This window comes from Candidatus Symbiopectobacterium sp. NZEC135, from assembly GCF_025962695.1.
Window position 1 is genome coordinate 1 of the sequence record NZ_JAGFPF010001557.1, and the last position, 509, is coordinate 509.

The window sequence follows — 509 nt, forward strand, 5'->3', positions numbered from 1 at the left end:
GCGGGTACGGCAGCGGGCGGTAAAACCGGGTTGACGGCGACCGTGGTCGGTGTGCTGTTCCTGTGCCTGCTGTTCCTCTCTCCGCTGTCTTATCTGGTGCCGGGATACGCCACCGCACCGGCATTGATGTATGTCGGCTTGCTGATGCTGAGCAATGTCGCCAAGCTGAATTTTGATGACATTGTTGATGCCATGTCTGGTTTGGTGTGCGCGGTGTTTATCGTGCTGACCTGCAATATCGTAACCGGGATTATGCTGGGCTTTGGTGCACTGGTGCTGGGGCGTATTTTCTCGGGTGAATGGCGCAAACTGAATATCGGTACCGTGATTATCGCTATCGCGCTGGTGGTGTTCTACGCCGGTGGCTGGGCGCTCTGATTGTTCTGTAAGTGAGTCATTACGGGGAGCCTGGCTCCCCTTTTTTATGCCTGCGGTTTCGCTGGCGCGTGCAATCAGGAGCTCTTTGCTCCATGACGCCACTCATCGTTTTGCCTCCTCCCTCATGCTTT

The 509-nt window shown here is 55.8% G+C and carries 1 protein-coding gene; it reads left to right on the forward strand.

Annotation, left to right across the window (positions count from 1 at the left end):
• Positions 1-378: solute carrier family 23 protein (locus J5224_RS35350; RefSeq protein WP_319802560.1), on the forward strand; the 378-nt coding region annotated here is incomplete at its 5' end.
• Positions 379-509 lie beyond the last annotated feature (131 nt).